Origin of the sequence: Myxococcus sp. CA005 (genome assembly GCF_006518205.1) — a bacterium.
GTDB lineage: Bacteria > Myxococcota > Myxococcia > Myxococcales > Myxococcaceae > Myxococcus > Myxococcus xanthus.
Genome location: NZ_SRLV01000096.1, coordinates 27000 through 34218 on the forward strand (window position 1 = coordinate 27000; position 7219 = coordinate 34218).

Here is a 7219-nt window from a genome sequence, read left to right on the forward strand (position 1 = left end):
CCCCGGCAAGCCGCCAGGCGCCCCGCCCGCCTGCCGTTCAGGGGCCGGACACTGGGGTGCGGCTGACCGCCTGGCGCAGGCTGTTTCGGACCTGGTCCAGGGAGGAGCGCATCTGCCCATGTCGGACGGACGCCGCCACCGCGCGCGCCAGGGACTTGAGCAGCGTCACTTCCTCCGGCTTCCAGGCGCGGGGACGGCGGCAGTCCTCGAAGGCCACCATGCCCCACCACTGCTGCCGGGAGGGGTTGATGGGGCATAGGAGGATGGACTGCGTTCCCTGGCGCTCCAGCAAATCCTTTATCGTCGGGGGCGCGTCACGGGTGGGGCACGCCACCACCATGCCGGCCTCCAGCATGTCCACCCAGCCCGGCGCGAACTCGCGGAAGGAGAAGGCCCGCATCACCGGGTTGGCCAGCGGCGACGGCGTGGGCGGCTCCGCCCAGGCGTGGCGCATGTCCGTGATGAACCGGCCGTACGTGCCCTGCACGCGGTTCTCCAGGATGTACGCGCGGTCCACGCCCAGCGCGTGGCCCACCATGCGCAGCGCCTCCATGCCGGTGCTCGGGCCCAGGCCCTTCTCCAGCAGCAGCTTCGAGGCTTCCGACACCTTCGAGAAGGCTTCGATCATTGGTGCGCTCGTTTGAGTTCCGTCCCTATCCGGGACAGTCAGTGATTCTCTGAAGTCATATTAAGCAGGTTTCTTCTATTTCTGTCAAATCTCACGTTCACTGGACGGATTGACGGGTGTGCGAAAGTCCTGACCCGGATGGGTTTTCTCGGACCTCGATAGACGTTTCGAGAGGGCATCTCAGAAATCGAGGCAAAGCGGGTTTTTATGGACCCGCAAATGCAACGGGGGTACCTCCCTTGGAAGAGGTACCCCCGCGTGCCGGCTATAAAGCCGTAAATCTTGATTACTTTGCTTCGGAAGCGGAGGTGGCCTTGGTGGCCTTCTTCGCCGGCTTCGTGGCCTTCTTGGCGGGCTTGGCCTCGGGGGCCGCCTCGGCCTTCGCCTCTTCGGCCTGGGGCGCCTCGGCGGCCTCGAGCTTGGCTTCGACAGCGGCGGGCTTGGCTTCGGCAGCGGGCTCGGCGGGGGCCGGGGTGTTGGCGAACGCGGTGGCGGCGGCGAGGAGGGCGGCGGCGAACACGGTCTTCATGAAAAGCTCCGTTGACGAACGACGGCGCGAGATTGCGCCGTCCCAGCGAGCGAGGGATTGAGCAGGCGGCGTGCCAGCAGCGTTGTCAGAGGGAGAGCAGGTATCTTGCGGGGATGTCCGTGGGGAGAAACTCCGCAGTTGGAGCTCCGACAATGGGGGCAGGCTCCCCAGACGGGCAGTTGCTGCTTTGACGATGACGGAGCACTTGAGCAAGCTGCGCGCGTCATCTGGTTGCAGGGTGTCGGCCCAGCACCTTCGCCGCGCATGTCGCGCGGTCATGGTGTGGGAGAGATGGTCCATGCGGTTCCTCTGTTTCGCGACAGCGTTGGCCGTCCTGGGTACGGGTTGCGCGACGGGTATTCCGCTCGAGCGACTGGAGGCCCAGGTCCTCGAGGCGGACCGGTGGCGTCGCGAGTACGAGGCGGAGCGGGAGCGGACCGAGGCGTTCGCGCTGCGCATGGCCCAACTGGAGTCCGCGCTGGAGCGGGTGCTGCTGGAGCGCGCGGAAGCGGAGCAGGCGCGCGCGGCGCTGCTGGAAGAGTTGGTGCGCACCGAGGCGGACCGGCACGCGCTGGAGGAGCACAACACCCAGTTGCTGGCGCTGGAGCGCGAGGTCAACGAACTGAAGGAGCTGAAGGAGATGCACGAGGAGCTGTCGGACGTCTGGTACGAGTCCGCGCTGGAGCGTGCACGGCGGCGGTTGAACAATCCGCCCCAGCCGGCTGCCCCCCCGGCGGCCGGGAACGTCGCCCCGACGGCGCCCTGAAGTCCCGCCGGACGCGCGGCGCTGGCCCCGTGATAGAGGAACGGCGTGGCGAGCTCCCGCATCCCCATCCGCGGCTACCGGGCCGGCTTCTTCTTCGTGGTCGTCCTGCTGTCCGCCGTCACTGCTTTCACGTTGTGGACGGAAGTCCGCACGGGCAGCCAGGTGGACGGGTTGGTGCAGGAGGCGCTGGAGCGGGCCGGCTCCATTGGCCGCATCCGCGTGGACGCGCTGTCGCTGGAGGCCGCCATCGAGGCGCATGTCCGCGCCACGGGTGACGCCGAGCGCCGCGCCGCGGACGCGGTGATGGAGCAGATCCTGGCGGACATCCGCGCCTCGTCGGAGGCGTACACCCGCAACCTCCCGCAGGGCGAGAAGGCGCTGTGGTACCGCTTCAACGCCGCGTGCCAGGGGCTGGCGGACCAGGTGCGCGCGGCGGCCATCTTCTCGCAGCGCCGCGAGGCGGAGCGGGCCCGGCGCCACCTGGCCGAGCGCATCCGCCCGTTGGCGGCGGAGCTGGACGCGCTGGGCGGCGCGCTGGAGGAGGAGAATGCGGCCGAGGCACGCAGGCTGGTGAACCGGTTGGAGGACCTGCGCGTGCGCAACACCGCCCTGGGCGCGGGTGCCACGCTGCTGGCCATCCTCCTGTCGTCGCTGGTGGGCTGGCGCGTCACCTCGCTGCTCAAGCGCCAGGAGGCCATCATCCAAGGGCAGTTGGAGGAGCTGGGCCGGCACAACCAGGAACTGGACGCCTTCACTCGGCGCGTGGCGCACGACCTCATCTCCCCGCTGGCGCCGCTCAAGGGCTACCTGACGCTCATCCGCCGCACCGGCGCGGTGAACGACGCGGGCGCGCTGGAGATGCTGGCGCAGTGTGAGTCCAGCGCTGTTCGCATGGGCGAGCTCATCGAGGCGCTGCTGCGCTTCTGCCGCGCCGGTACGCGCGGCGAGAGTACGGTGGGTGAGCTGGACACGGCCGTCACCACCGTGTTGCTGGAGGTGGCGCAGACGGCGGCGGCGCAGGGCGTGGCGCTGGAGCGGGAGCTGGAGCCCGGCGTGGCGGTGGACTGCCCCGGACAGTTGTTGCAGGTGAGTGCGCGCAACCTGCTCACCAACGCGGTGAAGTACTCGGCGGGCCGGCCCGACCCCCGGGTGAAGGTGCGCGTGGCCACCGAGGACGGCATGGCCGTGCTGGAGGTCGTGGACAACGGCATCGGCATGGCGCCGGGCACCCAGGCCTCACTGTTCCAGCCCTTCTTCCGCGCGCCTGAGGTGCGCGGGCTGCCGGGCCACGGACTGGGGCTGGTCACCACCAAGCGCGTGGTGGAGGCGCACGGCGGCACGCTGGTGGTGCGCTCGGAAGAAGGAAAGGGAACGCACGTGGTGGTGCGCTTCCCCCGCGTGGTGCGCCCGGCGGCGGGCACCAGCGGTTCTCAGACAACGACTGCTTCCGCCGGAATGCGCAAGGTCGGAACATGAGCTCAGCCCGCATCCTCGTCGTGGATGATGACCCGCAGGCCCGCGATTTGCTCCAGCGCTTGCTGGGGCCGCTGGGGGCGGTGACGCAGGCTCCGGACCCGCGCCGCGCCACCGAGCGCATCGCGGAGGGCGCCTTTGACCTGGTCCTCACGGACATGGCCATGCCCGAGCCGGGCGACGGGCTGAAGGTGCTCCATGAGGTGAAGGCGCAACTGCCGGACACGCCCGTGGTGGTGGTGACAGCCTTCGGCAACATCGAGGGCGCGCTGGACAGCATCCAGCAGGGCGCCTTCGACTACCTGGCGAAGCCCTTCGACGTGGACGCGATTCTGCGCGTGGCGCGCCGGGCGCTGGAGCAGAAGCGGCTGGTGGAGGAGAACCGCTCGCTGCGCCAGCAGGTGGAGCGCGGTTCGCTGATGCTGGTGGGCCGCAGCCCGGCGCTGCTGGAGGTGTACAAGCACGTGGCGCGCGCGGCGGCCAGCAACGTGCCAGTGCTGATTACGGGCGAGACGGGCACGGGGAAGGAGATGGTGGCCCGCGCGCTGCACAAGCGCTCGCCGCGCATGAACGGGCCCTTCATCCCCGTGGACTGCGGCGCGATTACGGAGTCGCTGATGGAGAGCGAACTGTTCGGCCACGCGAAGGGCAGCTTCACCGGCGCGTCCGGCGCGCGGCGAGGCGTCTTCGAGGAGGCCAGCGGCGGCACGCTCTTCCTGGATGAGATTGGCGACGTCGGCATGAAGGTACAGTCGCAGCTCCTGCGCGTGTTGCAGGAGGGCGAAATCCGCCGCGTGGGTGAGAGCGTCCCCGTCAAGGTGGACGTGCGCGTGGTGGCGGCGACGAACAAGGACCTCAAGACGCGGGTGGCGGAAGGCCTCTTCCGCGAGGACCTGCTGTACCGCCTGGACGTGGTGCACCTGCACCTGCCACCGCTGCGGGAGCGGAGCGAGGACATCCCCGCGCTGGTGGAGCACTTCGCCGGGCGACATGCGCGCGGCGGCGTGCGGCCGGTGGTGACGTCGGAGGCGAACGCGCGCCTGGCGGCCTACGACTGGCCGGGCAACGTGCGGCAGTTGGAGAACGTGGTGGCGCGGGCGCTGGCGCTCAACGTGACGGGCGTCCTGGGGCCCCAGGACTTCCCGGAGCCCATCGGGGATGCGTCCACCCCGAAGATGGCGGGCCTGGCGGGCGACATGCCGAGTCTGGCCGAGCTGTCCCGCCGCTACGCCGCGCAGGTGCTCCAGCACGTGGGCGGCAACAAGAGCGAGGCGGCGCGCCTGCTCGATGTGGACCGCAAGACGCTCTACAAGCTGCTGGAGGCCCCGGAGGCCGAGTCGTAGCGCGCGCGGCGGACGTCAGTTGCTGACGCCGAGCAGCTCCCGAATCTGCCGCAGCATCTCGATTTCGGCCGCGTGCACGCTGCCGTCGCTGGCGATGAGCGCCTTCGCCTCCTGGATGACGGCGGCGGGGTTGGCGCGCAGGATGCCCATGTTCGGCGGAGGCAGGGGCTCGTTGTTCTGCAGACAGCGCGTCAGCGCGGCCAGCTCCTGCAGGGGCACGCTCATGCCTCGCGCGGTGTCCAGGATGTGCCGAATCTCGGAGTGCGCGACGCGGCCATCGACGGTGGCGACCTGGAGCAGCAGCTTGAGGACTTCGACGTGGAACTGTTCGGGGCTCATGTCCCGCTAGGCTGGCTTTTCCTGGGACGCCCGTCCACCTATTGACGGCGTCAGCGCGCGGCGGAGCACCGAGTGGCGGTGCTCGAAGAGGCGCCGGATGAAGGCCTCCGCCAGCCGGCCGCCGAAGCGGGGCTCGAAGTCGAGCTGGTCGATGATGTCGACGCCGGCGTGCGCTTCGATGATGCGGCGCTCGTGCCGCCACTGACGCATCGTGCTCATGGGGGACTCCTCGACGAAGCGGCGTCCCGGCTCCAGCTCGCGCAGCGTCACGTCGGACCAGCCCACCGGCAGCACGCCGCCCAGCAGCAGCTTGCTGCGGAACAGCGGTTGGCCAGGCTCGAAGGGCACGTCCTCGAGCCTCGCCACGCCCGGAGGCGCCGTCATCCGCAGATACGGGTGCATCTCCGTGGAGATGCCCTTCATCGACGTCACCCACGCCCAGGCTTCAGCGGGGGTGACCTCCACGTACGATTCGAAGCGGAGACTGCGGGTTGCCATGACGCCCCCGGTCCGCGTGTCACCACGCGGTGTGACGGTAGTCCTTGAAGAAGTTGCCCCAGACGTACTCGCCGCTGTTCTCCGAGGCGATGATGGGGTCCACCACCCGCGCCGCCCCGTCGACGATGTCCAGCGGTGGCTGGAAGTCCAGCTCCTGCACCTTGCGCTCCGCGTGCTGCGCGGGGTCCTCGTCGGTGACCCAGCCGGTGTCCACGGCGTTCATGTAGATGTTGTCGCGGGCGTAGTCCGGCGCGGAGGTCAGCGTCATCATGTTGAGCGCCGCCTTCGCCATGTTGGTGTGCGGGTGTTTGTCCGTCTTCGTCCCGCGCGAGAAGCTGCCCTCCATCGCGGAGACGTTCACCACGTGGCCGGGGGACGAGCGGTCCCTGAGCATCAGCGGCTTCAGCTTCCCGACGAGGATGAAGGGCGCCACCGCGTTGATGAGGTGGACCTCCAGCATCTCCGCCGTCTGGACATCGGCGAGCCGCAGTCGCCACGAGTTCATGTCCCGCAGGTCCACCTGCTGCAGGTCCGCGTCCAGCCGGCCCTGGGGGAAGAGGGCGCGCTCGTCACCCTCCTGCTCCAGGTTGTAGGGCAGCATGGACAGCGCGGCGGAGGAGTGGATGCCCAGCGCCGGGTCGCTGCTGCGCCAGGTGGTGGCCAGCTCCGAACCGCCCGCGTTGCCCGCGCCCAGGGCGGCCGGTTGCACCGTGGAGACGCAGGCGTCATGGCCCGCGAGCAGCGCGCGCGCCGCCGCCGGCAGGTCGTCCGCGCGGCGCATCTCTCCCGGCAGCAGGTGGCCGTAGAAGCCCGGCGGCCGGCGCACCGTCTGCGCGGCGTTGTTGATGAGGATGTCCAGGCGCTCGTGCGTCTGCTCGATGTACTTCGCGAAGAGCTCCACGCTGGGCGCGTGCCGCAGGTCGAGCCCGTGGATGTGCAGCCGGTGCGCCCAGTCCGCGAAGTCCGGCTCCTGGACGTAGCGCTTCGCGGCGTCGTTGGGGAAGCGCGTGGTGGCGATGACGCGCGCGCCGGAGCGCAGCAGCATCAGCGAGGCCTGGAAGCCAATCTTCACCCGGGCGCCGGTGATGAGCGCGACCTTCCCATTCAGGTCGGCGCGCTGGGTGCGCTTGGCGTAGTTGTAGTCCGCGCACTCGATGCACATCGCGTCGTAGAAGTAGTGCAGCTTGCGGTACTCGGCCTTGCAGACGTAGCAGCGGCGGGGCTGCTCGAGGATGCGCTCTGGCCCGGGTTCCGAGGGAGGCGGCGGGGGCAGCGCCGGCACCGTGAAGATGGCGGAGCGACGCAGGGTGCGAATCTCCGTCGTGGCGCGGATGGCGCGGTCGTGCTCGCGCTTCGTCTTCTTCCTGTCTCGGCGCAGCGCCTTCGCCATCCGGGACTTGGTGTCGCGGTCCGGGTGCAGCACGCGGCCCGCGGCGCTCAGGAAGGCGATGCGGTCCTCCTCGGGGAGGCCGGCCAACAGGAAGCGGTCCTCGCTGATGGCCTCCAGGAGCTGGGTGATGCGGCGTACCTCGTCCAGGGACAGGGGGGCAGCGGGCAGCGCTTCGGGAGCAGGGATCGGAGCAGTCTCGGCGAGCTTCATCTCCCCCGCTCCATATCTTCCGAAGGGGGCGGGTGGAAAGAGG

The 7219-nt window shown here is 69.7% G+C and carries 8 protein-coding genes; 3 read left to right on the plus strand and 5 right to left on the minus strand.

What is annotated here, in order from left to right; all coding sequences use genetic code 11:
- Window positions 1–37: 37 nt before the first annotated feature.
- Entirely contained in the window at window positions 38–628 is a 591-nt protein-coding gene (locus FMQ63_RS30970) for a GAF domain-containing protein (protein WP_011551284.1), read from the minus strand.
- 286 nt (window positions 629–914) lie between these two features.
- The gene (locus FMQ63_RS30975; protein ID WP_020478256.1) at window positions 915–1157 is read right to left on the minus strand and encodes a hypothetical protein; all 243 of its coding nucleotides are present in this window, start codon (window positions 1155–1157) and stop codon (window positions 915–917) included.
- A 298-nt stretch (window positions 1158–1455) separates the two neighbouring features.
- On the opposite strand from FMQ63_RS30975, the gene FMQ63_RS30980 reads away from it, so the two are divergent.
- Genes FMQ63_RS30980 through FMQ63_RS30990 form a run of 3 tightly spaced genes read left to right on the plus strand, consistent with a single transcriptional unit; the run spans window position 1456 to window position 4739 of the window.
- Window positions 1456–1923, plus strand: coding sequence for a hypothetical protein (locus tag FMQ63_RS30980; protein WP_020478255.1), 468 nt, complete (start codon window positions 1456–1458; stop codon window positions 1921–1923).
- Window positions 1924–1968: 45 nt separating this feature from the next.
- Window positions 1969–3399, plus strand: coding sequence for an ATP-binding protein (locus FMQ63_RS30985; protein ID WP_011551286.1), 1431 nt, complete (start codon window positions 1969–1971; stop codon window positions 3397–3399).
- Entirely contained in the window at window positions 3396–4739 is a 1344-nt protein-coding gene (locus tag FMQ63_RS30990) for a sigma-54 dependent transcriptional regulator (protein ID WP_011551287.1), read from the plus strand. The genes FMQ63_RS30985 and FMQ63_RS30990 overlap by 4 nt, the downstream gene beginning before the upstream one ends.
- A gap of 15 nt (window positions 4740–4754) precedes the next feature.
- On the opposite strand, the gene FMQ63_RS30995 is transcribed toward FMQ63_RS30990, so the two are convergent.
- The 3 genes from FMQ63_RS30995 to FMQ63_RS31005 are packed head-to-tail and all read right to left on the minus strand — an operon-like array spanning window position 4755 to window position 7176.
- Entirely contained in the window at window positions 4755–5078 is a 324-nt protein-coding gene (locus FMQ63_RS30995; RefSeq protein WP_020478254.1) for a TerB family tellurite resistance protein, read from the minus strand.
- A 6-nt stretch (window positions 5079–5084) separates the two neighbouring features.
- Complete coding sequence (locus FMQ63_RS31000) at window positions 5085–5576, minus strand: hypothetical protein (protein WP_026114148.1); 492 nt, start codon at window positions 5574–5576, stop codon at window positions 5085–5087.
- Window positions 5577–5595: 19 nt separating this feature from the next.
- Window positions 5596–7176: an SDR family NAD(P)-dependent oxidoreductase gene (locus tag FMQ63_RS31005; RefSeq protein WP_011551291.1), complete on the minus strand. Its 1581-nt coding sequence runs from the start codon at window positions 7174–7176 to the stop codon at window positions 5596–5598.
- Window positions 7177–7219: the final 43 nt, after the last annotated feature.

Coding starts and splice junctions, on each gene's coding strand:
- FMQ63_RS30970 (WP_011551284.1), bottom strand. CDS start 628: ATGATCGAAGCCTTCTCGAAGGTGTCGGAAGCCTCGAAGCTGCTGCTG.
- FMQ63_RS30975 (WP_020478256.1), bottom strand. CDS start 1,157: ATGAAGACCGTGTTCGCCGCCGCCCTCCTCGCCGCCGCCACCGCGTTC.
- FMQ63_RS30980 (WP_020478255.1), top strand. CDS start 1,456: ATGCGGTTCCTCTGTTTCGCGACAGCGTTGGCCGTCCTGGGTACGGGT.
- FMQ63_RS30990 (WP_011551287.1), top strand. CDS start 3,396: ATGAGCTCAGCCCGCATCCTCGTCGTGGATGATGACCCGCAGGCCCGC.
- FMQ63_RS30995 (WP_020478254.1), bottom strand. CDS start 5,078: ATGAGCCCCGAACAGTTCCACGTCGAAGTCCTCAAGCTGCTGCTCCAG.
- FMQ63_RS31000 (WP_026114148.1), bottom strand. CDS start 5,576: ATGGCAACCCGCAGTCTCCGCTTCGAATCGTACGTGGAGGTCACCCCC.
- FMQ63_RS31005 (WP_011551291.1), bottom strand. CDS start 7,176: ATGAAGCTCGCCGAGACTGCTCCGATCCCTGCTCCCGAAGCGCTGCCC.